This window comes from Paenibacillus sp. J2R1T-4 (assembly GCF_059692235.1).
In genome coordinates this window covers 631,603-655,448 of record NZ_JCAUBA010000002.1, presented here as the reverse complement: position 1 = coordinate 655,448, position 23,846 = coordinate 631,603, and the positions used below count along the sequence as shown (strand labels likewise).

Here is a 23,846-nt window from a genome sequence, read left to right as displayed (position 1 = left end):
GTTCACATACGGCATTTCGATTTGAGCGCATTACATTTGGAGTGCATGGTATTGATGTCGTGGTTGGAAAAATGAATGTGCGAAAAACCCTCAGCACCAATTTTCAGGTCGAAATTGTCCGCCATATAAGATCACCTTCTCAAAAATGGCATGAAAAAGGAGCAACCTTTCGATTACTCCTAAAGAAGTTCTTGAATTTTATTACATCTCTTTATAGTACTTCAAACGGTAATAAGAGCAATATCCAAGGATAAACAGATAGGCAAAAACCAATAGCAATACCACTATTAAATCTATTGCCATCAAGGCAATTGCTGTAATTAAGGCTCCAAGCACAAAAACCATCATGTCATATGCTTTCGCTTTTGCCCGATTAGCGATTGCCAAATTACGCTCATCTTTCTTGTCAATCTCTAGCTGCTTTGCTGCGGCGGGATCCTTCTTCATAGCTCTTTGGACGATTATTTCTCCCATACCGTGACCGAAAATACCACAGCCAAGCCCAACACAGATATAAGGCAACGCTCGCAGCATACCTTGTGGATCTTCAATTGTTTTGATGAAGTACAGACCACCTGCTAGTAGTCCTACACCTACAACGGTAAGAAAATAAGACGAAATAGTTTTTTTCATACATTTTCATCCTCCTCATAAATAAAGATTTCTTCGATATTCATACCGAAAAAACGAGCAATCTTGAACGCTAAAAGGATCGATGGGTTATAACGTCCGTTTTCCAGCGAACCGATAGTTTGCCTTGACACTTCAAGAGCCGTTGCTAATTCTTCTTGGTTAATTCCGCGTTGCTTGCGGATTTCTTCTAAACGGTTGTTCAATGCGTTCACCTTCCTTATGGAAAGTTAGCTTTCCATAAGGAAAGTATATCGTGCAAGGCAAGCAATGTAAAGCGTACTTTCCATTTTGATAAAGCTTTTAAATTCCAGAGGGGATGATATTGTCATTCGTCCGGGTTTTATTCGGCTTTTCAATACCGATAAACCGCTTGAACACTACAAAAAGCTACGTGAGGTAAAGTGCCTCGTCAAAGGGATAAACGAGGATAGTTTTTGCGACACCATCGAAATAAGTTTCCCCAACAGTTTTGGGGATGGTGTCTGCATGGACAAAAATTCTGTTTCTAGAACAAATAGGCGGTGGCGAGTTTGGCGCCATCTCGGTCGACATGGATAAGAGTGTTATTCATGAAACAAACAGTTTATTTTGGGATACAAAAGGAATGATGTTTTAGGAGCAACCGCACTTCCTTTTTACGGAGCATTTGTCTCAGAAGAAAATTGCCAGCTTTTTGGCGATGTCTCAGGAAAAAAGATGCTGGAAATAGGGTGTGGAAGCGGTCATTCTTTGCAATATTTGGGGGAACGCAAAGCGTTATTTCGATGAATCTTGGTATTTGGTATCTCTAGATGAAGGAGTACTAGCATTATCGGATCGTAAACTATCAACTTATGTGAATGCGTTGGCCAAAGCGGGATTTGTAATTGAGCAAATGATTGAGCAATCTGATGACGAAATTATACAATCACGGAATAGCGATTTTGCAAAAAAAGCAAAGATGCTTCCTGTAACTTTTGTATTCAAAGCAAGAAGACTATAAGAGTACAGTATAAGCATTCGACCGCTATCTATTAAAAAACAAACATCAATCTGAGTATAGGAATTAACCACCAAAGAATGTGGCGGCGAACATCAATGTGAGACGATTGTTGAAGTAACGGGAGACGATAGCTGAACAAAACAATTGGAACTAGGCTGCCGGCATAGTGGATCGGCAACCTCGATATTTTTACACCGTTCTTGAAGGAGTTATAGTATAGTAAATATTGACATTTATTGAAAGGTGGATGCAAGTGTGTCAATTTTTATTACAGGCGGCACTGGGTATATCGGAAGCAAAACGGTTGATGTCGCTCTCCAGCAAGGCTATCAAGTTACGGTGTTGACAAGAGATGCGGCGAAAGCGAAGGAATTACAGCGTAAAGGCGCCAAAGCTTTGATGGGCGACCTGATGGAAGATGGTGACTGGCAAAGGGAATTGGCAAACGCTGAATATGTAATTCACTTGGCTGCACCGCCTACTTGGGGGAAAAAGGTCACTACGAAGGTTGCCCAAAACTATCAAAAAGGGCATTACGACATGACCGTTCGACTGCTGGACAATGTCAACGAGGAACGGCTGAAAAAGCTGATTTATATTGCGGGCACCAGTTATTTTGGTGACGCTGGTGACGGGGAGAGGGTAACCGAAACGTTCCGCTCTCAGCCTAAAGGCTGGGGGCCCTATATCTCGCCTTCTGTTGAAATCCTACCGCAGTATGTCAACAAAGGAATTCCGATTGTTTCGGCTTTTCCCGGACAAGTGTATGGAGCTGATTCCTGGTTCCCTCAGTTGTTTCTGGAGCCGCTTGCGAAAAGTAAGCCGGTTATTGGTCTGATGGGTCATAATCCATTATTTTCTCCCATCCATGTCCAAGATTGCGCTAGAGCATTTCTATTCTTGTTGGAAGCAGGGCAATCCGGGGAGAGCTATATTCTCGTAGACGAAGAGACGATCAGGAGCGGAGATATTACGACACTCGCTGCGAAAGCGCTTAGAGTGCCGGAGAAAAAGCGATATGTTCCTTCCTGGTTGTGTCGGTTGCTTCTTGGGCCAGTATTAACCGAATATGCTACATCCCATACTAATTTCTCAAATGAGAAATTAAAGAAAGCCGGGTTTACCTATCTATATCCGACGATTCAATCTGGAATTACCGATGTAGTAGATGAATGGAAGAATCGTGCAAAAGCGTGACAAGAAACTTAAGGATAAAGCTTATGTTGAGTCTGTCAGATAAAAGGAAGACTCCATACGCAGGCAGTTGTTTAACAGAGCTATGAAATCCTACAACGACTTAGACTTAGTCAGCACGTGTGGGGCACCTTCTGTTTAGAGTACGATGAATAATCAATCAGAACGAGGCTGCCGGCATGGATCGGTAGCCTCGCTGCGCTAACGGGCATTATAACGTAGGTATTTCAGGACTAATAAATAAGTTGTACATAACTACAGAATAAATATAAAAGGTAAAATTTTAATAAGGATATTGGTTGGTCCCAAAGGAGGCGGTTGGTATGCGTTCAAGAAAGCGAACAAGACGGGGGTTATGGCTCAGATGGTCTGGAGCAGTACTGATATGTCTTGTCTTAATTGTTGCTTCTGTCTATGCATATGAAGTCCCGAGGGGGATCGCAGATAGGCTGTTTTCGCGCGCGACCGGATACTCAGGAACATTAAGCATTCCTACTGGGCGAACGCCGGAAGAAGCGGTTCAGAAGTTCCGTAACACTTCGATGCAGGTGATTCACCGGGAATCCGTCGACGGAGGAGTCCTACTTTTCCTCAAACGAGACGAACAGAAGGAAGGTAGTACAAATCTACAGATTGAATTTGTTCGTAAAACGTGGCTGGGTTGGAAATGGGTTATGGGAGGAGGATACGGTTTATCGAGCGGATCGGATTCGGATGAGGCACTAAATTATATGAGTATGCCGAAGTTTAAAGGTGTACACGGGCCATTCCCAATTGTTTTCGGACAAATAACCAACTCGACCATTACAAGCATCACAGCTAGTGATGATGCAGGAAAGTATAATGCCAAGTTGATCGAAAATAGGGTAGGGCAGAGGCTCTGGTATGTTGTACTACCATCATCAGCAGATGCTCCTTACGAGATTGAGGCACTTAATGGCGAAGGGACGAAAGTTGCCATAAAATCGTTTGACGATTCGCGCGATGTCGCCAGTGTTCTCATGTCTAAGTAGCAGGGCGGCATTACGCTAATTCTCTGTATGTTGGATTATTGGGAGTTTAGTGGAATAGCTATCGCGATATATTCTTTTACCTATTTCAGGGTTGAGTTATTTATAATTAATCTTTCCCTATATTGTGGATGATCTTAATGTTATGATTCTGTTGCTGTAAAAATAAATCGTAACGAGGTGAGGACAATGAAAACAAAAAAATATACGTCTTATCCTCATATTGCTTTTTAGTTTTTTTTTTACGAATACATTAGGCTCTGAGGGTAGGATTCACTCTCAGAGCTTTTATATTTAGGCAGAAGGAACGTTTAAGCTTTCTTGCCGATCTATGACAGCCACTTACGGAGTGGCTGTTATTTTTTTAGGACAAAAGGTTGGTCAAGGCAACAATAGTGGTTTTATTTTGAAATGGTTAGGAATTAATCGTTTGTCTTACAAATTGATCTGAACTCTATTAGGGGGAATATGAATTGAACTTGAATTGCTTAGGATGGAATTCATTTTTCGCGGAAAATTTCAAACAGTGCCGGTTTATGTTTGAGCAGGCTCATTCCTGGAGATTAGGGTTCGATACTTTTCGTCGTTACCTTGTTCCAATGGATAAGGGGCCCCCTTTTTGAGATATCGTTTCAACTTCGGCATGGTTTCCCTTTATTCACCGCTTTCCAAATATGAAAGGATGATGCTTTATTAAAAGACTAGAACAAAATTTTCGCTCATTGCAATCCGGACAGTCATCTTACAGTTTTATTTATGAAGATACAGCCTATTGGAATAATGATGTTGCCTATTACATTGAACGGACACATAAACTCACATTGGATAAACCATGTATCACCATAAAAATACCTTTTGACCGTCTCGGCTTAGATGAAAATATGGATCAAGTTGTTCTCTCCGATTTTGCATTAAGAGAATGGGTTGATCATATTGAAGCATTAAATGAATTGATTTATAATCGGTCACGTCCTGATAAAGAAAATGGTGCTTATTATTGTTTTCGTCCAACGAATGTGGTGTTGCAACGTAATGCATCCTTTGTCGAAGTCATCTGGGAAAAATGGTATCTATGCTTAATGATTACAGTTCAACTTCCATTCAAGAATAATGATAAAGCTATGCGCATGCTCTGCAAAATGCTTCCAAAAAAAGTGGAGAAGTTTATTGCCAAGTTTGATCTCATCAAATTAAATGCTGCCTATGAATGGGCAAAGAAACAAAATATGATTCGCGAATGGCTGAAATCCAGTGATTATTGTGCGTTTATTGCGAATGGCAGCATTTTGCCAAGAAATAAAGACAACAGCGGGCCCCTGGAGGGTGCTTTGCCTTTTACATCCCCGGAAGATGTTGAAGTTGAAATTTGTGGTTTGCGAGGAATGGGAATAAAACATGGTGTGACGGTCATCACCGGCGGTGGTTATTCGGGTAAAAGCACATTGCTGGATGCACTAAATTCGGGGATTTACAATCACAGCATAGGCGACGGACGAGAATTTGTGATAACCGATCAAAGTGCAATGGAAATATGTGCAGAGGAAGGCCGTTCCATAAAAAATATCAATATTACGCCTTTCATAAAATGGATACCGAATAGTTCGGCTCAACAGTTTTCGACTGACTACGCCTCAGGTTCCACATCTCAAGCCGCAAATATTATGGAGGCAATCAACGTCGGGTGTAAGCTTCTTCTTATTGATGAAGACAGAAGTGCGACGAATTTTATGATTCAAGACATCAAAATGCGTTCATTAATCAAGCATGAACCCATTACACCTTTTACGGAACGTGTCAGGGAGCTTTATGAGGCTGTTGGCGTATCTTCCGTTCTTGTAATTGGAGGTAGCAGTGAATTTTTATCCGTTGCCGATCAAATCATCCTGATGGACAATTTTGTGCCAAAAAACGTAACCCAGGAAGCAAAAAAATTATGTGAACACGACAAACCACGCGAACGTATCCCCCTTACAAAATGGGAGATAGAAAGAAAAATAACCACCGATCACTTTTCGAGCTATCCACAGGGCAGTGGTACAGAAAAGTTGATGGTTTCAACCATGGGATACATGATGATAGGTGATGAACAAATTGATATCAGAGGGCTTTACAATATCACATCACACGCCCAGCTTGCAGCTATTGCCTTTTTAATTCGAAAAATCGCTATAAGTAATCAGGATCGCCTCATCTTTCTTCATGAAAAGATCAAAAAAGCTCTCGAAGATATGGAGAGAGAAGGAGTGGATATTGTATTTTCTTCCTTTTTTCCTGGTTTCGAAAGATGGCTTGAATTACCAAGAATTAATGAAGTATTTTCTGTCATAAACCGAATGAAACATTTGAATTTTATTCAGCATGAGCCCGCTGATAATTACGACATAAATATAGGTTTATCCAATTAGGGACGGGTTGAAGTGCGCTAACCTAAACAAAGGCCCCGCTCAATATTGAGCGGGGCCGTGTCCGTGATAAAGAAGGAAATCAAGGGACGGGAAGTCGGTACTAAGCACATACGAATGGCATTGTAAATTTGCTCATAAAACTTTCAAGAGCATCTTTCACAATCTTCTCTGCGTTTGGAATCGAAACAATTGAATAAAACACAAACTTCTTGACGCTACCCCTGTTAAGCTAAATGGCAGGATAGCCAACTGAGGGAGAGTCACAATTTATGACACAAAAATGGGATAATCTGGTATAATAAAATATTGTTATAAAGGGAGGTGTTAATTTAATGTTGTTAGTCTTAGTATACATTTTACTGACTGTTTTATTTCTCGCCTTTTTGTTCTTAGGACTTGTGCAATGTAGAAAACATTCATTCACAGCGGGATTTTACTTCTTTCTTATCCTAATTGTGCATAAGATTTCATCTTACTTTTACTCACCGTTACTTAATAAATACATTGATTCACTTAATAAAAGCAACAACCGTCCTCCGATGGGGATGACTATTGGAGAATTTGTTAGTTGGTTTTCATTATTTCCTACTATTATAGACCTGATTGCCTATGGAATTTTAGTTGTAGGGCTATACAAAATGTGGAGAAATAAGATCAATCCACAATATTGACATCTTAACAGAGGTCTTTTTTATGCACTTTCACCCAACGGAACCATTAAAGGGGTTACGCTAACGCAGAACGAAAGCTCAGTGATGAATTCGATCCATCGCTTGTTTTGCGTCTAACGAGGAACGAGTGGAAAGCGATAGATACAGTCCATCGCTTTTTCTGATTAGCTTCCTAATTCGCTTAACAAATGGGCAGTTATTATATGAAATAGGATATGGTAAAATAAAAGGAGATTCAGAAGAGGAATGACTAAATAGAAGAACTGCGGCATCATCCATATAGGTCACGGTATTTCATCGTTTTACATACATATGTACAAAATACAATGCAATAACAATTTACAAGTTTCGTTGACGATACTTTCCTAATTGCTACAATAATTGAATATTCTATTTTGTGTTAAATTAAATTCATATGGAAAATGGAGGGGCTTTTATGACAATAGGATCACAAAACGATATTGATGCTCTGAAGGAAATTGGCAAAATCGTTGCATTGACGATTAGTGAAATGAAACGTCACGCACGTGTAGGAATTACGACGAAGGAACTGGATGATATTGGTGGGCAGTTTTTGAAAAGGCATGGGGCTGTGCCGGCACCTAAGACAACTTACAATTTCCCTGGCAACACATGTATTAGTATTAACCACGAAGTTGCCCACGGAATACCTGGAAATCGAATAATTCAACCGGGCGATTTAATAAACATCGATGTTTCTGCAGAATTGGGGGGCTATTATGCGGATGCGGGACATTCTTTTCCGATACCTCAATACGAGCCCTCATTAATGCGTCTGTGTCAATACACACACAATACAATGATGAAAGTAATCTCTTCACTTAAGCATGGAGTAAAATTGAACGAAATCGGAAGGATTATTGAAATCGAGGCTAAAAAAGGCGGCTATAATGTAATTAAGAATCTGTGTAGCCACGGTATTGGAAAATCTCTGCACGAGACCCCAAAAGAGATTCTACCCGTCTATAACAAGCACGATAAACGGGTATTGAAAGAAGGCTTGGTAATTACAATCGAGCCCTTTTTATCTACAGGTGCAGGGTATGTCGTTGAGCAAACGGATGGATGGACTTTATGTGTACCCGACAATAGCTTTGTGGCACAACATGAGCATACCATAATAGTTACAAAGAATCAGCCAATAATCGTGACTGCAGTATAGACCATCATAATTGTCGGGTGACAAGAACATTGTCCCATTAATTGCCGCGTAAACCGCGGCTTTTTTGTTCTATGGGATAAAGTTCTTGTCAAATTCAAATGACAAGAACTTTATCCCATTCCCGAATTTGACAAGAACTTTATCTCATTCCCGACAGAGATTAAGCGTTTAGCTAAAGGGCAGAATACTTCCAATATGTGTTAATATAAAAGTGGATGTTTCTTTGTTCAAATTCAGAGGGGCAGGCCTTGGTCTCGTTGGAAACTAATAATTTGGAGGGCGTTATTGAAATGGCTAAACTAATCTACGCTACTAACGTATCTTTGGACGGTTACATTGAGGACGAGCAAGGCAATATTGATTGGACGATCTCCGATAACGAGATGTATGCGTTCTGGACTGACTTCGAGCGGGCGATTGGCACCTACCTATATGGGCGTCGAATATATGAGTCGATGGTGTACTGGGAGACGGCGAGCGACAGCGGCGATCAACCGGAGGTAATACGGGATTTCGCGCAGATCTGGCGAGCGGCTGAGAAAATCGTGTATTCCCGGACGCTTGAGGCGGTTTCAAGCGCCAGGACTAGGATCGAGCGCGAATTCGATCCTGATGCGATCCGGAGGCTGAAGGAGTCTTCAGTTGCCGACATTACGATTAACGGCCCCGAGCTTGCTGGGCAGGCGATGAGCGCGTGACTGATCGACGAGTGTCATCTGCTTCTTAATCCGATTGTCTTGGGTGGAGGGAAGCGAGCATTGCCGGACAACCTCCGTATGCGGCTAGAGCTGCTCGGTGAGCGCCGCTTCCAATGCGGCGTTGTTCATCTTCACTACCGCGTGATCGTCTGACCGCGACACTAGAGAGTGAAATCCAGGAGATACGCCTTCGGGCTTACTATAATCAAGTGAAACTACGGAAGCCGGAAGTTATGAGCGGCTTCCATTTTTAAACTAACGGGAGACATAGGTTCAAGTAATCGATGAGACGAAGAGGGGGAAACCGAAATGAAGACGATCAAGCGCATGATGGACCACCTGTACTGGGCGGACGGACGCATCTTGGACGCGCTCGAGGAGAGTGAGACGAAGAACAAGGACCTTCTGAAGCTGGTTCGGCACATCGCGGTCGCGGAACGAGTCTGGTTGTCCCGATTGCAGGGCAAGGGCAGCGCGCAATATTCGTTGTGGGAGGAAGCGGAAGACCTGACGGCGATCCGGACGATGTTCGAAGAGAACGCCGAGCAATATCGCGTCTATATCGAAAAGCTCGAGGAATCCGAGTTGGACGAGATGGTCGACTATGCGAACCAGAGCGGGGTTCCGTTCCGAACGTCCGTCCGGGACATCCTGTCGCAGATCCTCTTACATGGGCAATATCACCGGGGACAGATCAACCGGGGACTTCGGATCGAATCGGCAGAGCCCGTCCAAGTCGATTACATCACGTTCGCGAGGCTCTAACGGGGCCTAATAATCACCATCACTCGGAATGGGATTGGTATTGACCTAACGGAGAACTATAGTTAAGTCACGACTTACGGCAGCCGGCACAGGAAGATCGCCCAAAATTGGACAGATTCTTGTCAATCATCGGGTACAGATTCTTGTCATCCGACATCTGTCGGGTGACAAGAACATTGTCCCATTAATTGCCGCGTAAACCGCGGCTTTTTTGTTTTATGGGATAAAGTTCTTGTCAAATTCAAATGACAAGAACTTCATCCCATTCCCGAATTTGACAAGAACTTAATCTCATTCCCGACTGAGATTAAGCGTTAAGCTAACGAGCAGGTTAAAGTGGAATTGATAAGGCTGACCTGGACGTCTTGTACCTAGTATAGGAATAAAATTTTAGTGTTCATATTGACTCTGGAGTTACCCTAGGGATTAAGATGAGTTTAGTTACCGATTACTTGGAACAGGAGGGGAGAAGATGTACTCAATTGGGGAACTATCTAAAATTGTAAAAATATCCATAGATGCGCTTCGTTATTACGATGAAATCGGATTAGTGAAACCTTACCATATTGATACATTTAGCCGTTACCGATACTACTCTGCAGAACAAGTCAACGATATCATAACAATTATGGATCTGAAGCAATTCGGTTTTAGTTTGGACGCAATTAAAGAATTGCTTTATTGCACAAGCACAGAACGACTTCAAAGTGCTTTCAATTCAAGACTTCAGCAACTAACCACCGACCGTTCCCATATAGAACAAACAATTGAAAAGCTTAGCAAACGTATCAAGAATCTGAAGGGAGAGGTAACAATGAATAAGAAGAAAGTACTAATTATTGATGATGCTGCATTTATGCGTCATGTATTGAAGGATATTCTTGAAAAACAGGGTCTATCAGTCGTTGGAGAGGCGTCCAGTGGAGAAGAAGGAATAGCTAGATATGACGAACTTAAACCAAACGTTGTCATTTTGGACATCGGCTTACCTGGGATAGATGGCATACAAGTGGCTAAAATGATCAAGGGAATGGATGGAAATTCCAAAATTGTGATGTGCTCCGCTAAAGGTCAACTCCTCACAACACTTGAGAGCTTACAGGCGGGGGCAAGCCACTTTGTAGTAAAACCATTTAGAGCGGAAAATCTTCTTGAAATAATTCACTTCACGCTTGAGAGTGCTCTCCAGGACGAATTTTCGTCTGTTGCGTCTATTTTGGAGGATAACCACCTGAAAAGTATAGGAGGAACTCTAACGCAAGAATTGATTAATGATTTAATTGAACTTTGTAATAAAGGGGTTAGTTTGGATAGTCCTGAATGGACTGATTTCTGTGGTGAATTAAGGAACTTGGAACAAATATCTCCTGCCTAGAACCGCAATTATTCTTTTTTATTGCCGAAAGCGAGCTTACAGCTAATGCGATGAAATATTCATAAATATGAACAAGTATGATTACATTGATTCACCTAACGGGACACGATAGTTCAATGGAGGGAGCAGTCTGATAAAAGCAGCTGCTCTTTTTTATGCCGACTTGCTTCCAGGGGGCGCGCGCTAGCCAGCAGTTACCGCGCCGACGCCGCCCGCCGGGTAAGGGAGCGTCCGGGTCCATCAGCGCCGGTCCTTTTTGTTGAAGCTGGTAGCTGCAGCACCAACGGCTTTTGGTGTACCGATCCGCTGTCGGTAGCCTCATTGCGGTTATGTCACTGTTATCGAATGGGATAAAGTTCTTGTCATTTATGACATCAATTTCTTGTCAACAACAACCGACAAAAGACTACACAAGGGATTATTCCGATTTATAGACGATCCTATGAATCTACCGATAAGGGCACGATAATTATTTCTGGTGAAGCTATTTTTGATGCTAGGGGTTTAAGTAAAGAAGAGATTTCACAGTTTGACCTTCTAAAAGGTATTCATTTCATTGGTGATAATAATAAAGAATATTTCCTTTACTTCATTAACGAGTACAATAGGTCAATAAGGACTAGGACGAGGTAGCCGGCATGTATCGGCAGTTTCGTTGCAAAAAATTCAGATTTCCACTTGAACCTTACGTAACGTAATGATTTATAATGAACGTAACAGCAGGATGAAACGCGGGCCAACGGCCAATAAAATCGAACAAAATAAATTCGAAATCGGAGGAGAAACGGACATGAGAAAACTCGTATTGTTCATGCATGTGTCGCTGGACGGGTATGCGTCGGATTCGAATGGAGGACTCGATTGGATTCCGTACAATGAGGAATTAGAGAAATACGCCGAGGAGATCGTAGCCGAAGTCGGAGCTCCCGTTTACGGACGCACGACGTATCGCATGATGCAGAGCTACTGGCCCACGGTGCTGGACAATCCGAATGCGTCGAGGCACGGTATGGAGCATGCCAAATGGCTGCAGGATGTTAAGAAGATCGTCATTTCCGGCACGATGGACAAGGTGGAATGGAACAATACGATGCTGATCAAGGACAATATCGCAGAGGAGATCAAGGTACTCAAGGAGCAGCCCGGCAAAAATCTCGTTATCTTCGGCAGCCCGGGAGCGGCGAAGACGCTGCTTAAGCTCGGCCTGATCGACGAATTCCTGCTTACAATTTGTCCGGTCGTCCTGGGCGGCGGAAAATCGGTATTCGACGGCGGCGGCGAGAAAATCAGGCTCAAGCTGCTGTCCAGCAGAACGCTCAAGTCGGGCATTATCGCGGCCCGCTATGAGCTGGAGAAATAGCCGTACAAGGTGTTCCGCTAAAGGGACACGATAGTTGAATCCAGGACGAGGCTGCCGGCATGCTGGATTGGTGGCAATGGATATATGTTCTTGTCATCCGTCAACAGGCGGCAGCCTTGGACTTGAGGAAAATAAGTCCAAGGCTGCCGCCGTTTTCTATATTCAAATCTAAAGGGACCAAACATTATTATTGGGGTACTTTTGAAACTTTCACGGAATGGACATGGTTGCGGCGATTATTCTTTTGGAAAAAAGTAACGGGCGGCTAACTCCTCATACGCTTCGCTGTGAAACTTTTTCTTTACTTGAACAAGGTCCTGAGCCATGAGCCGGTACATTCGGGCGAATTGATCATTGCCGCAGCAATCTGCCTCTTGTTTCAAGGCGTAAGCCATCATTGTGAGCTCCTGACCGTCCAGTCCAACATAACCTTCCGCATACACCGTTTTTTTGGCAAGCTTTCTATACATCTGAGATTCGTATCGGTTATTGATTTTCCTTGACCACAACACCAAGCAGTTCACAATCAACATTTTATCGTTAGTTGTTAAGGGAATCCAAGATTTAGTGCTATGCATGCTATTGACACTCCTTTGTTCTCGATTGGTCTTACATGTTGGTTATCGAGACCAAGGAGGCCATTGGCGGGCGTCCGGGTGGAGCATTCGACCATTTTTTAATCCGTTTGCTCTCCCTGACCCACATTAGGATCTGGGCTTGTAGAGTGGTATCCCATTCCTCATTCAGGACTCCGGCAGCTTGAAGACCGGCTGCACTTCCTGACAATTTCCCAGGACCGGCGCAGGACGGCGTGCTTTGAATGACCGCCTCCGGCATGTCCGAATATGGCGGAGCCGGATTGGTATTCGAGGACTCCTCTAGAGGCAGCAGGTGAATCCGATTCGGAGGCGTTTGCTCTGGGATCGGGTCTGTTTCAGGACCAGCGTTGGACAGCACGTCTGCCGGCTTCTTTTGTTGTGGTGTCTGTGTTGGCGACGGCGGTTCATTTTCATTATGTACAGCAGATGAATCAGTCTCAGGAACAGGTTCGATTAATGGTTTGGCAGCCGCCACGACTTGCTGGGGCTGAGAATTTGTATGGGAATGGGCCTCTTTTGGAGGCGCACTAGGTTCTGGTGTTGCTGGTGTTGCTGGAGCTGCAGGAATTGCAGCGACTGGGACCAAGGGCTGCACGACGGACGGCAACGCGGATTGTAGGTAGTCAGTTTCGGGAGCCAGCGTTTCCGTCAGGATGTTTACCACGGGATCCACCGCTGGCTTCAGCATTGCTCCAACCGTTTCCGTCACTGTGTTTAGCACAGGTTCCACTACGGGCTTCAATGTCGATCCAACCGTTTCCGTCACTGTATTTACCACGGGTTCTACTACGGGCTTCAGCGTTGCTCCAACCGTTTCCGTCACTGTGTTTAGCACGGGTTCCACTACGGGCTTCAATGTCGATCCAACCGTTTCCGTCACTGTATTTACCACGGGTTCTACTACGGGCTTCAGCGTTGCTCCAACCGTTTCCGTGATCGGCTTTACCGTATCCGTCACTGTGCTTAACACGGGCTCCACTACGGGCATCAACGTTGCTCCAACCGTTTCCGTGATCGGCTTTACCGTTTCCGTCACTGTGTTTAACACCGGCTCCACTGCGGGCTTCAGCGTTTTTTCCACCGTATCGGTAATCGGGGGCAAGGTATCCGTCACGTTATGCAATATGCCTGCAAGCCCACCAAGCAAAGAGGAGGAAGCAGACGGTTCCTTAGCGGCAGCTGAGCATTCCCCGGCGAATACGATGGAGATTATGCATATAGAAAGCGAAAGCGCAAGGACATAGCTTTTCAAGCCATTCACCTCCTCATCAGAAGCGTACGTCTTGCAGATCGCCAACATAGGCGAATGTCGGTCGGCAGTTCCGACTCCACTTTATTTATTCGCCAAAGAATGGAAATTCCCTGTTTTTTTCTTGGGGTAAATGTACGGGAAGTCGCTTTTCGAAAAAAGGACTTAATTCACGTTCTGGATAAGTATTGTATTATTGGTAAGTTCTACAGTTCGAAAAATGAGGTTTTGGGAAGCCCTGGAACGGAAGGCAGAAGGAGTATCCTGCCTTTTATCTTAGTGCGCTGCCTCATCTAACACATAGTTCTTTTCTTCTGTCCTCTGACAATCGTCTTTAAGTGCGGCGGGCTTTGAATGTGTTTTCTATCATAAGGATTAAAAATAAGAAGCCGCCTAGTGGCGGCAATTACTAGAATTCTGATCGAAAAGTGGTTCTAAGGACATATAAGGACACCTCGATTTTTCCTAATAATACCCCATTGCCGAAAAAATACTGTTGGGTGACAAGTATATTATCTCATTAATTGCCGCGTAAACCGCGGCTTTTTAGTTTAATGGGTTAAAGTTCCTGTCAATTTTCCGTGACAAGAACTTTATCCCATTCCCGAAATTGACAAGAACATTATCTCATTCCCGACAGAAACGTCATTGAAATAATAGCAAGGGGTAAATCTGTGACGTTGAAGAGGGAATGCAGTAACTTCACTTCGTCATAGAGCTGCTGGGCAGGATATTGGAGTATTGGATAGAATTTGTATTTATTGGCAACCGAACTGAGGGGTATTTATATTCTTGAATATAAGATCTCTAGGTCACTCCGTTAACGAGGAACGTGTGCTCAAGAAAACAACACGGCGAAGATAGGGCGGAAAAAAAATCGGCAGCTTCGCTTACAATTGCAAATACTCCCTGCGGGGCTAAGCTAGTGCTACAATTTACAGTGTGCAAGAAACGGCAGAGTAATAGATGAAGCGGCTGCATTGCAAACTGCCAATAAGCTGGACCCTGACTTTGATGCCGAATGGAAAGCAACCTTCAAGAAGAGTCTGGTGCTTCATAACAATAAGAACAGACAAATCTATGACGGATGGATTGGCATATAACTTGTTAATGAATGTATCACATTAAAGGTTAACGGTATCAGTGGCCCGTCTACTTATGGGTGATCAACGGCGCGTGATGGCACGCATGGTTGCCGCAGCTGACAAAGGAGAACGAAACAATGAAAAAGTACATACTCTTCGATCATGATGGTGTTCTGGTTGATACTGAATTCTGGTATTACAAAGCGGGAGAACGCGCTCTGGCTGACATTGGATTTACCTTGGATAAAGATCAATACCTCCGCGACATGACCCAGTCATTGGGCACTTGGTCCCAAGCTAGGGCGGCAGGTATTGATGAACAGACCATCAGCAAGCAACGTGAGGTCCGCAACGTCTATTATCAGGAATATCTAAGAACAGAAGCCATAGAGATTGAAGGCGTAGTTGAAACTCTAGCCGAACTGTCAAAGTACGTCCGCATGGCCATCGTGACGACTGCAAAACGTGCGGATTTTCAACTTATTCATGAAAAGCGCCAGATTAGACAATTCATGGAATTCGTCCTTGTTCGCGAAGACTACGAGCGCACCAAGCCGCACCCGGAACCATACTTGACAGGCCTAAAGCGCTTCGGAGCTACCAAAGAAGAGACCCTGGTTGTAGAGGATTCAAACAGAGGGTTGAACTCAGCCGTGGCGGCTGGTATCGACTGTGCTATTGTCCATAACGACTTCACAAAAACACATGACTTCTCACAGGCCAGCTATCGAATCAAGACTCTGATTGAACTAAAGGACATTATCCTGAATGTAACCTGAGAGAGCATTCGCCAGCGTGTCCCATACTCACTTTAAAAGTGAAGAGCAGTGCGAGCGGCGCGGACTCACGTGATGCCCGTGGAACGTGGAGCTTGGCTGCTGGGTACCACGGCATGTTCGGGTTGGATTAAAGTGTGACCGTCCCGACTATGAAAGATATGGGATGAGGAAAATATTTACTATAGGGATCTTTCAGGACTTGGAAATTGACACAAATACACCTGTAATCACATAGAAGATACCGGTTGCCGCTGGGGGATTTTTAGTAAGAGTGATGCTGAGCTTATTGGAACTTGTGGCTTCCATTGCTGGATTCAGGGAGAACAACCTAGAGCTGAAATCGGATTTGATTTAGCTTTGTCGATCAATATCTTCATGTTAGTAGAGACTCGTATTCAATAGTAAACGCTAATGTTAGAAAAGATTGTGACCTCGTCGTTGACGGAAATGTTGACCTCCTAACTAACGAAATTATCACAGTGTTACATAATAGATCATTCTGCTAACCGATCACTATAGCTCAACGACATTAGGCTGCAGGCATTGGCAGCCTGTTAAGCTATCGGGCAGATTAACGTGGTGGTATTCCACTGATGCTCAGCCTCACAGAATAATAAAGTCTCAAAAATAGTCATGTAACCTTAATTTTTGAGACTTACGTAGATTGTGTAGTCTATGCAAATGGCTTAAAAACTGAAGAAGAATACCGGATTCACTTAATAGCAGTTTGACGAAGCTACCGCAGGGAAAGATCGGCAGCTTCGCTACGTTAACGGGAGGTTAACAAAACCCAAGAAAGACAGTTCGTGGTAATATTTCTTAATGGAACGTACAACTCTCGCAGTGTAGTTGACTACGATGAAACGTATAAAAAAATAGGTCTTGTTTTCAAGGAGGTAAAACATGGATTACATTTCACCGAAAGAAGCGATGTTAAAGGTGAAACGGTGGCCTAAAGATACCATAGCGGCAGGTCGTCGTCATACCGCTGGGCTTAAATCTGACGGCACGGTGACAGCTGTGGGTGATAATAAATATGGCCAATGTGATGTAAGCGGCTGGCGCGATATTGTAGCGGTCGCTGCTGGTAATGTTCATATGGCGACGAACACGGGTAATGCTCATACAATCGGTCTTAAATCTGACAGTACTGTGGCGGCTATGGGTTGGAATAAGTATGACCAATGCGATGTAAACGACTGGCGCGATATTGTAGCGGTTGCGGCGGGGTGGCGTCGTACCATTGGGCTTAAATCGGATGGTACGGTGGTAGCAGTGGGACGAAATAATGAAGGTGAATGCAATGTAAGCGGCTGGCATGATATTGTGGAGGTCTCGGCGGGTGACTGGCATACCATCGGTCTTAAATTGGACGGCACGGTGACGGCAGTGGGTAATAATCAGTATCGTCAATGCAACGTAAGCGGCTGGTGCGAGATTGTGGCGGTCTCGGCGGGTTATCTTCATACAATCGGTCTTAAATCGGACGGTACGGTGACGGCTGTGGGTTTGAATAAACATGACCAATGCGATGTAAGCGGCTGGCGCGGTATTGTGGCGATAGCGGTGGGTAGTAATCATACCATCGGCCTTAAATCGGACGGTACTGTGGCGGCTGTGGGTTGGAATAGGCATGGCCAATGTAATGTAAGTGATTGGCGCGATATTGTGGCGATTGCGGCGGGTTGTGCCCATACCGTAGGGCTTAAATCGGACGGCACGGTGATTGCTGTGGGTGATAATGAATATGGCCAATGCAATGTAAGTGGCTGGCGCGGCATCCAACTGCCTGGAAATTAATTTTCAATATTAATAGTAAAATACACAGCTATTTAGGAGATGAGAGCATTTAAGGCACAATCAAGCGACTAACTAAGCATCATCAAACGATGATGCTTTTCTTAAGCTCTGAGAACGTGTAGGAATCATGGTATAGTTTCGGGATTGAGAGAAAGTCGTCAATAAAATAGGAAAGATATTTCTTTGAAGTTTCTCTTTTTTTTATTCATATTTTTCATGTAACATTAAGTTATTGCGAGAAAGCCGTAAGAGTTGTAAAACGAATATTAAAAGGAGGACTGAAAAAATTAAAAATCCTCTACAGGAATATTTGTCCAATAAATTAATGTATAATATCCTACGCCTGTACAAAAAACGATAGGGGATAATCATGCTGCAATCAACCTTAGGTATTTCCACACTTTCCTTTTTTATGGTCGCACTTTTATGTCCCATTCTTATTTGGGGACTACGGACGTTAAAACTTACCCAACCAATTAGAGCGGAATTACCTCCTGACCATCAAGCCAAACGTGGAACTCCGTTAATGGCGGGTCTTGTACTTTTAACAGGCATATTAGTAACCACTCTGACCAGACCAGACCCATTAACATTATTCCTTAATACCACCTTCATCTTATTCAGCATAATAGGATTTATTGATGATTTTAAAAAGGCTTATTTTCAAGACCCTTCTGGTGTTTCAGGAAAAACAAAGCTAGTCCTTCAGTTTACTTTTACTGGTGTACTCCTTTGGTATCTGATTAGTACATATTCCCTTAGTCCGAACATAACAATATTTGGTGATTATTCATTAAAACTTCCCTTTCTATTTTACTTAATAATAATGGTGCTCTTTATTGTCGGTTCAGCAAATGCGATTAATTTTACCGATGGATTAGATGGTTTACTTATTTCTGCAGCTATTCCAACATATTTTTTCTTCTTTATAATTTCTGACAAAATAGGCGTTCAAACATTCTCATTGGTAATGATTGGTTGTTTATTAGGATTGTTTTTCTATAATATATATCCTGCTAGAGCCTTTATGGGTGATACTGGTTCTTTGGCTATTGGTGGTTCTTTAGCTTTTATGGCTATAATTGAAAAAGTTGAGATATTAATTCCCATCTTATTTTTTATATATTTATCTGAACAACTATCCGTTATTTTACAGGTTTGGTACTATAAAAAAACCAAACTTCGTATTTTTCGTATGGCACCTATCCACTATCATTTTAGCCTGAAATATGGTTGGAGTGAAAACAAAATTGTTATGATATTTGGCTTCATTTCATGGGTATCTACTTTGATATGTTTGTTATTATGGAAATTTATGTTTTCAGAATAATAAATGTAAAGCATCTAAGTCCCGTTCGGATTGGGCAAATCCCTTACTGATGCGGATGATATCAAGTAATCCACGGATAAGACAGTCGATGAGTCAAAAAAATTGTCGAAGCGCTGATGTCAAAGTAAATGGACCGGCGGACTGACGATAACATCAGCTTGCTCATGCTGTAGCCGCTGGGTCGAACAAAGTCGTTCAGCCAGCGTTTGCAGCTGGTTTGGAAACTGCTCTGGCACAGGCTGGGGTAGGGAACGAAAGCTTTTGCCGCTAAATATAAGTTATAGCACGGATCTGAGGCACTGCTTCGGGTCTTTTTGACTTTCAGAGTTTAACGTGTTCAGCGAAAAGAGTATTGGAGTTAAGATTCAATTCCTTCGAGCAACGCAAGCTGCAGCCGGTTCGCCGATGTGATCGTCAGCTGCAATGAAGCAGAAATCATAGAAGCAAAACGCACACTTGCAATGCCGGCTACAGCTTGCAAAGTGTACGTTTTTGTGTTGTTTATTCCACCTTGATGAAATTGCCGGTTGCTTTCGATTCGAACGCGGCCAAAATGACCTGAAGAGACCGCAGCCCTTCCTCGCCCGAAATTTCCGGCGGCGTCTTTGTAAGGATGCTGTTGACGAAGGCATCAATGACGCCGCTGTACGTTTGTTTCTCGTTCGTTGCGATCGCGCCTACCTTGTACCGTTCGATCGTCCCGCCTCGCAGTTCCACGATCACTTGGTCTTCCGGGTGAGTTCCGATCTTCATCACTCCGTTCTCGCACCAAAGCACCGTGCTGTTGTCCTGACCTTTGTAATACGTCCAGCTGGCGGCAAGCGTGCCAATGGTTCCGCTCTTCATCCGCAACAGGCAGATGGAGTTGTCGTCAACATCCGTGCCTGCTTTATGCAGCGTTTCGACAAAAGCGGCTACTTCACTTACTTCGTCGTCCAGCAGCCAGCGGATCAGGTCGGACTTATGGACGCCCAGGTCACCCATAGCGCCCATTACGGCTTCGGCCTTGCGGAAAAACCAGCTGTTTCGGCCGTCCAAGCTCCAGCCTTCCGGGCCGGGATGGCCGAATGAGGTGCGGAATGTCAGCACTTTGCCGAGTCGTCCGGACACCAAAATTTCTTTCGCTTTCACATGAGGTGGCATCAGCCGCTGGTTGTGGCCGACCATCAGATAAACGCCGTTGCGGCGGGCAGCCTCGATCATGGCTAAACCTTCTGCGGCGGTTGTCGCCATCGGCTTTTATGAATTTAGCGTTGCTAAAGATTGAATGCAAAGATGTTGCCAGAAAAAAAGAATTAGATGAAGAAATGAAATACGTACAATCGTATATAAAATCTATAAGTTTTAGACTTGGTTAGCCTTATGAATATCACAAGGCCTTTCCCAATGACACAAACGTTTCTAAAAGACAGCGGTCCAAAGGATTGCTGTCTTTTAAGTGTCGGGTGACAAGAACATTGTCCCATTAATTGCCGCATAAACCGCGGCTTTTTTGTTCTATGGGATAAAGTTCTTGTCAAATTCAAATGACAAGAACTTTATCTCATTCCCGACAGAGATTAAGCGTTAAGCTAACAGGCGGTTTAACGCAAAAACCTTATATGAATAAACAAGAATAATTCAGTTACATATGGAAGACATATACAAATCAAAGGGGTGACATTTATGGCAATTGTGCGTTTGGCTACTTTAGATGATGTTGATGAACTTGTTCAAATGCGTCGGGAATTCTCAGAAGATGAGCACAGCAATGGTATAGTGAGCTTTGAAGAGTTTAAAAGTCAACGTATCGGTACCAAGATTCATATCGCTATGGAACAGTGGTCAAAAGAGAATAGCGTAGAGTTTCTTATTCTCTGGCCAAGTAGCGAAAGTGTGCAGTTTTATTCAAGAGATGGCTTTTTTCGATGTGAAGAAGCCATGGAAAAACATTGGTGATTTGAGTAGTGCCATTGAAGTAACGGAAACGATAGTTGAATAAGAAAACAGGACGGGGCTGCCAACATAAAGGATCGGTAGCCTTGTTAAGCTAGGCTATCAACCAAAAGAAGTGAGCCTCCATCAGTGTAGGACACTGCTGTTTCGATCGCTGGGCAATACGCGACATGCTTTCCTACACTTAACACAAATGCCACCACACTCAGACCATTTTCTATTTCAACGAATGAGTATAAAATGATCGTGAGAAAACAAGGAAATTAAGCAAAACATAAAACATGAGGTGATGGTTATGACAAAGAACACAGTCAAGGATTTACATTACAATGACAATGAATTCTATCAAACATCGAAAAATGTTCCTCAGGAAATAGCTGAGAAAATTGCCCAACGATATTACCGTTACGATCAACTGGCGACTGAGCGATTCGTCAAAAAGGAGGATCTTACAGAAGAGCAAAATCAATTTTATAAGGATCAAGGTTATTTGATAATCGATCATATGCTATCACAAGTTGAAGTTGATGGCGCTTTAAGTGAAATCAGCGATATCATACAAAGAAAATTAATTGGCCCGAAAATTCAGTATTTCAAACTTGAAAATGAGCAGTGGACTGCCGAGGAGCGTGAACTGGCCGTTAGAAAGATTTTTAATATTACTAAATTCGCTCCTATGCTTGGCGCTATTGCTAATCACCCGGCTATTCTCAATATGGTGGAACGCATTCTGGGGGATAAAGCAGTACTTGTTGGAGAACAAGGTTTACTTAAACCGCCTCATGGCGGAGGTGAAAAGCCGTGGCATCAGGATATGGCTTATGGCGGATTATTTTTCAAAAAGCAGATCGTGACTGTGTGGATTGCTCTTGATCAAGCAAATGTGGAAAACGGTTGTATGCATGTCATTCCCCGCTCACATCTTGCGGGTGGGGTTCCACACTTCATGATTCGGGACTGGCAAATGTGCGATTCACATGTCCATGTCGAGAAAGATGTGGCCATATGTTTAGAGCCAGGCGGTGCGCTGTTCTTTTCCGGGTTGCTTCAGCATGGTACACCAGCCAACTTCTCTGCCCTGAAAAGAAGAGCATTGCAATTTCGCTATGCGCCCGCATCCTCCGAATTAATGTCGAAGGAGCAATTCAAACTGATGTTTACAGGAGAAATGATGGATGCAGAGTGTTAAGGATCAGATGTTAATAAATATAGAGACATAATAGCTTTCGATTACCAGCACTCCCTATCGTGTGTTACACTGGAATGATATCAAGGATGATAAGGAGCACTGTTGTCATGATCCATTCCTTATATAAAAGTTACTTTATTAGCAGCCAGCGAAGCAATAAAGTGAGATGTGTGCCGGGTTGGATGTGGAAGCCATCCACACCATTATTCGATTATGATTTATGGTACGTTTCTGAAGGCTTCGGACAAATCGTGCTTTCAGAAACAACCTATGCATTGAAGCCGGGAACCTGCATGCTTGTCCGACCAGGGACTCAACCTGTGGCAACTCAAGATCTGGATCATTGCTTAATGGTTATTTATGTTCATTTCTCAATTAGCGCTGCATCTGTGGATCCCGTTGTAATACCGTCTGAGTGCTCATATATTAACGATATTTTCACGTTCGAAGGCATGTTGCATCGCCTGATTGAAGTGGATGGAGGAAACAGGCAGTGGAGGGCAGAAGAATTTGATTATCTCATGAAGCTGATATTTCTTTACCTTTATAACCTTGAAGTCGAACGGCAAAATAAACATCATACTCTAACGGCCAAACAAACCAGAAAGATACGTGATATTATCGATTTTATTCAGGGTGAGAGTCCTACCATCGATTACGATGATATTTACCGTTATGCCGGATTATCACCGCGTTATTTGAACTCTTTGTTTAAACAATTTACAGGCTCATCCCTAAAGGGGTATTTGATCCGTTCCAAGCTTCGCAAAGCGCAGCATCTTCTAACAGAGTCATCGCTTAGTATCACCGAAATATCTGAGTTTTTGGGATATTCGGATATTTATTCCTTCAGTAAACTATTTAAACAGTATATGGGAGTTTCGCCCACTAAATATCACAACACCATAATGAAGACCATTCCTAATGGTCAGAGACTGCAGTGAAAGAAATTATATATCACGAGGTTTTACTGCATCAGCGTCTTGCAAATTCTGAAGAAGTTGATGCAGCAACTCAATGCTCGTAAAGGGTAATAACTGTGCTCATCTCTAAGTGCCCCCGCATACAACGGTCACAATGGTCACAATACAAAAATAGGTATCGTTCCACAAAAAGACGGGTCTCGTCATCACACAAACCCGTCGAAAACCACCCATGTGCAAATGACCACAACCTGTTATTGATTATTTCACTCGGCTTATGGCTACATTCGCCCTTTCTTCCGCATCCCGCAACGCCGTATTGGCATCTTTCTCCCCGACAATGATACACTAAGATTAATACTGAGAAACTTAGAAACATAATTATTTCTAACCCGTTGGAAGTGACTTAAACGCTACTTTGACACAAAAGTGCCTACTCAGTAGAGATTGACACAAAAATTTATTATGTAGCTTAGTGTCGTTCATTTTTCAGAGCAAAGTAGGGAACTTTGTGTCAAAATAGTAGGGAGTTTTGTGTCAATCTACAATATTTGAAACTCTTGTCAATTGTCGGGTGATAAGAACATTGTCCCATTAATTGCCGCGTAAACCGCGGCTTTTTTGTTTTATGGGATAAAGTTCTTGTCAAATTCAAATGACAAGAACATTATCTCATTCCCG

The 23,846-nt window shown here is 43.2% G+C and carries 18 protein-coding genes and 4 pseudogenes; 17 read left to right on the top strand and 5 right to left on the bottom strand.

Annotation, left to right across the window (positions count from 1 at the left end; translation table 11 throughout):
* Window positions 1-201: 201 nt before the first annotated feature.
* Complete coding sequence (locus AC58QD_RS06640; protein WP_497331271.1) at window positions 202-633, bottom strand: hypothetical protein; 432 nt, start codon at window positions 631-633, stop codon at window positions 202-204.
* The gene (locus tag AC58QD_RS06635; RefSeq protein ID WP_497331270.1) at window positions 630-836 is read right to left on the bottom strand and encodes a helix-turn-helix transcriptional regulator; all 207 of its coding nucleotides are present in this window, start codon (window positions 834-836) and stop codon (window positions 630-632) included. Before AC58QD_RS06635 ends, AC58QD_RS06640 begins: the two co-directional genes overlap by 4 nt.
* A gap of 283 nt (window positions 837-1,119) precedes the next feature.
* Here AC58QD_RS06635 and AC58QD_RS06630 point away from each other — a divergent pair.
* The 10 genes and pseudogenes from AC58QD_RS06630 to AC58QD_RS06585 all read left to right on the top strand — a co-directional run bounded on the left by AC58QD_RS06630 (window position 1,120) and on the right by AC58QD_RS06585 (window position 12,276).
* Window positions 1,120-1,615 (top strand): annotated as a pseudogene (locus tag AC58QD_RS06630) (hypothetical protein).
* Window positions 1,616-1,870: 255 nt separating this feature from the next.
* Entirely contained in the window at window positions 1,871-2,812 is a 942-nt protein-coding gene (locus AC58QD_RS06625) for an NAD-dependent epimerase/dehydratase family protein (RefSeq protein WP_497331268.1), read from the top strand.
* Window positions 2,813-3,132: 320 nt separating this feature from the next.
* A complete protein-coding gene (locus AC58QD_RS06620; RefSeq protein WP_497331265.1) occupies window positions 3,133-3,822 on the top strand; it encodes a hypothetical protein in 690 nt (229 codons plus the stop codon).
* Between the two features lie 719 nt (window positions 3,823-4,541).
* A complete protein-coding gene (locus AC58QD_RS06615; protein WP_497331263.1) occupies window positions 4,542-6,224 on the top strand; it encodes a P-loop domain-containing protein in 1,683 nt (560 codons plus the stop codon).
* A gap of 1,107 nt (window positions 6,225-7,331) precedes the next feature.
* Complete coding sequence (map, locus tag AC58QD_RS06610; RefSeq protein WP_497331261.1) at window positions 7,332-8,078, top strand: type I methionyl aminopeptidase; 747 nt, start codon at window positions 7,332-7,334, stop codon at window positions 8,076-8,078.
* A gap of 290 nt (window positions 8,079-8,368) precedes the next feature.
* Window positions 8,369-8,776 (top strand): dihydrofolate reductase family protein, encoded by a 408-nt coding sequence (locus AC58QD_RS06605; protein WP_497331260.1) that lies wholly within the window; start codon window positions 8,369-8,371, stop codon window positions 8,774-8,776.
* Window positions 8,777-9,085: 309 nt separating this feature from the next.
* The gene (locus AC58QD_RS06600) at window positions 9,086-9,541 is read left to right on the top strand and encodes a DinB family protein (protein WP_497331258.1); all 456 of its coding nucleotides are present in this window, start codon (window positions 9,086-9,088) and stop codon (window positions 9,539-9,541) included.
* A 472-nt stretch (window positions 9,542-10,013) separates the two neighbouring features.
* Window positions 10,014-10,208: pseudogene (locus AC58QD_RS06595) on the top strand (MerR family transcriptional regulator); the annotation flags it as partial.
* Window positions 10,209-10,355: 147 nt separating this feature from the next.
* Window positions 10,356-10,715 (top strand): annotated as a pseudogene (locus tag AC58QD_RS06590) (response regulator); the annotation flags it as partial.
* Between the two features lie 991 nt (window positions 10,716-11,706).
* Window positions 11,707-12,276 (top strand): dihydrofolate reductase family protein, encoded by a 570-nt coding sequence (locus tag AC58QD_RS06585; protein WP_497331256.1) that lies wholly within the window; start codon window positions 11,707-11,709, stop codon window positions 12,274-12,276.
* 236 nt (window positions 12,277-12,512) lie between these two features.
* Here AC58QD_RS06585 and AC58QD_RS06580 read toward each other — a convergent pair whose 3' ends face one another.
* Window positions 12,513-12,854: a hypothetical protein gene (locus AC58QD_RS06580; protein WP_497331254.1), complete on the bottom strand. Its 342-nt coding sequence runs from the start codon at window positions 12,852-12,854 to the stop codon at window positions 12,513-12,515.
* A 31-nt stretch (window positions 12,855-12,885) separates the two neighbouring features.
* Window positions 12,886-14,127: a hypothetical protein gene (locus AC58QD_RS06575; RefSeq protein WP_497331252.1), complete on the bottom strand. Its 1,242-nt coding sequence runs from the start codon at window positions 14,125-14,127 to the stop codon at window positions 12,886-12,888.
* Between the two features lie 977 nt (window positions 14,128-15,104).
* Between AC58QD_RS06575 and AC58QD_RS06570 the strand changes: the two genes are divergently transcribed.
* The 4 genes from AC58QD_RS06570 to mraY all read left to right on the top strand — a co-directional run bounded on the left by AC58QD_RS06570 (window position 15,105) and on the right by mraY (window position 19,118).
* Window positions 15,105-15,227 carry a hypothetical protein gene (locus AC58QD_RS06570; protein WP_497331250.1) on the top strand — a complete coding sequence of 41 codons (123 nt, stop codon included), beginning with the start codon at window positions 15,105-15,107 and terminating at the stop codon, window positions 15,225-15,227.
* A gap of 119 nt (window positions 15,228-15,346) precedes the next feature.
* Window positions 15,347-15,988, top strand: coding sequence for an HAD family hydrolase (locus AC58QD_RS06565; protein WP_497331248.1), 642 nt, complete (start codon window positions 15,347-15,349; stop codon window positions 15,986-15,988).
* 903 nt (window positions 15,989-16,891) lie between these two features.
* Window positions 16,892-17,788, top strand: coding sequence for an RCC1 domain-containing protein (locus tag AC58QD_RS06560; protein WP_497331246.1), 897 nt, complete (start codon window positions 16,892-16,894; stop codon window positions 17,786-17,788).
* Between the two features lie 370 nt (window positions 17,789-18,158).
* A complete protein-coding gene (gene mraY / locus AC58QD_RS06555; protein WP_497331244.1) occupies window positions 18,159-19,118 on the top strand; it encodes a phospho-N-acetylmuramoyl-pentapeptide-transferase in 960 nt (319 codons plus the stop codon).
* A 501-nt stretch (window positions 19,119-19,619) separates the two neighbouring features.
* Here mraY and AC58QD_RS06550 read toward each other — a convergent pair.
* Window positions 19,620-20,357 (bottom strand): annotated as a pseudogene (locus AC58QD_RS06550) (Gfo/Idh/MocA family protein); the annotation flags it as partial.
* Between the two features lie 426 nt (window positions 20,358-20,783).
* On the opposite strand from AC58QD_RS06550, the gene AC58QD_RS06545 reads away from it, so the two are divergent.
* The 3 genes from AC58QD_RS06545 to AC58QD_RS06535 all read left to right on the top strand — a co-directional run bounded on the left by AC58QD_RS06545 (window position 20,784) and on the right by AC58QD_RS06535 (window position 23,186).
* Entirely contained in the window at window positions 20,784-21,056 is a 273-nt protein-coding gene (locus AC58QD_RS06545) for a GNAT family N-acetyltransferase (protein ID WP_497331242.1), read from the top strand.
* Between the two features lie 292 nt (window positions 21,057-21,348).
* Window positions 21,349-22,242: a phytanoyl-CoA dioxygenase family protein gene (locus tag AC58QD_RS06540; protein WP_497331240.1), complete on the top strand. Its 894-nt coding sequence runs from the start codon at window positions 21,349-21,351 to the stop codon at window positions 22,240-22,242.
* A gap of 107 nt (window positions 22,243-22,349) precedes the next feature.
* Entirely contained in the window at window positions 22,350-23,186 is an 837-nt protein-coding gene (locus AC58QD_RS06535; protein ID WP_497331238.1) for a helix-turn-helix transcriptional regulator, read from the top strand.
* Window positions 23,187-23,846 lie beyond the last annotated feature (660 nt).

Excerpts from the sequence above, each read along its gene's own strand:
- AC58QD_RS06535 (WP_497331238.1), top strand. The coding sequence starts at position 22,350 with ATGATCCATTCCTTATATAAAAGTTACTTTATTAGCAGCCAGCGAAGC.
- AC58QD_RS06580 (WP_497331254.1), bottom strand. The coding sequence starts at position 12,854 with ATGCATAGCACTAAATCTTGGATTCCCTTAACAACTAACGATAAAATG.
- AC58QD_RS06545 (WP_497331242.1), top strand. The coding sequence starts at position 20,784 with ATGGCAATTGTGCGTTTGGCTACTTTAGATGATGTTGATGAACTTGTT.
- map (WP_497331261.1), top strand. The coding sequence starts at position 7,332 with ATGACAATAGGATCACAAAACGATATTGATGCTCTGAAGGAAATTGGC.
- AC58QD_RS06540 (WP_497331240.1), top strand. The coding sequence starts at position 21,349 with ATGACAAAGAACACAGTCAAGGATTTACATTACAATGACAATGAATTC.
- mraY (WP_497331244.1), top strand. The coding sequence starts at position 18,159 with ATGCTGCAATCAACCTTAGGTATTTCCACACTTTCCTTTTTTATGGTC.
- AC58QD_RS06585 (WP_497331256.1), top strand. The coding sequence starts at position 11,707 with ATGAGAAAACTCGTATTGTTCATGCATGTGTCGCTGGACGGGTATGCG.
- AC58QD_RS06565 (WP_497331248.1), top strand. The coding sequence starts at position 15,347 with ATGAAAAAGTACATACTCTTCGATCATGATGGTGTTCTGGTTGATACT.
- AC58QD_RS06600 (WP_497331258.1), top strand. The coding sequence starts at position 9,086 with ATGAAGACGATCAAGCGCATGATGGACCACCTGTACTGGGCGGACGGA.
- AC58QD_RS06605 (WP_497331260.1), top strand. The coding sequence starts at position 8,369 with ATGGCTAAACTAATCTACGCTACTAACGTATCTTTGGACGGTTACATT.
- AC58QD_RS06560 (WP_497331246.1), top strand. The coding sequence starts at position 16,892 with ATGGATTACATTTCACCGAAAGAAGCGATGTTAAAGGTGAAACGGTGG.
- AC58QD_RS06620 (WP_497331265.1), top strand. The coding sequence starts at position 3,133 with ATGCGTTCAAGAAAGCGAACAAGACGGGGGTTATGGCTCAGATGGTCT.
- AC58QD_RS06640 (WP_497331271.1), bottom strand. The coding sequence starts at position 633 with ATGAAAAAAACTATTTCGTCTTATTTTCTTACCGTTGTAGGTGTAGGA.